1 pseudogene is annotated in these 521 nt (G+C 44.5%); it reads left to right on the forward strand.

Annotation, left to right across the window (positions count from 1 at the left end):
* Positions 1-521 (forward strand): annotated as a pseudogene (locus tag D8792_RS11570) (phage tail protein); the annotation flags it as partial.

Below are 521 nucleotides of genomic sequence, written 5' to 3' on the forward strand. Positions count from 1 at the left end.
ATCTACGCCCCGCAATCTCGTGACCAATTCCCGTCTGTTACCAAAAAAACAGATGATGGCTGGATTATCCTAGAAAATGGAGAGACAGAACATGCCTCAAAAGAGGCTCTGTTTGGGTATTTACTCTCAGAGCTGAAAAAGCGATGTGTACCGAAAATTTCATACAGTACAGAGGGAAAGGTCAACGGAGAAATTGGCGACACGCTGACGCTGATTGACTCTGAACATTATGCCCCCCCTCTCTACGTACAAGCTCGTATTAGTGAGCAGACAGAATCCTTGCTTGGTGCTAAAACAGATAAGACGACTTTGACAAACTTTGAAAGAAAGTCTAGTCAGATAGCTAGTGAATTGCTGAAACGGGTGGAGGAACTGGCCGAAGAGGCAGCTCCCTATGTCATTAAGCTAGCTACGGACAAAGGTGTTGTATTCAAAAACAACCAGGGAGAATCAACGGTCTTTCCAACGCTTAAAAAGGGCAATAAGACTGTGGAATGCACTTGGAAGTGGCTGATTGATAA

The sequence above is a fragment of the Streptococcus cristatus genome, assembly GCF_003943505.1.
GTDB classification, from domain to species: Bacteria; Bacillota; Bacilli; order Lactobacillales; family Streptococcaceae; genus Streptococcus; species Streptococcus cristatus_E.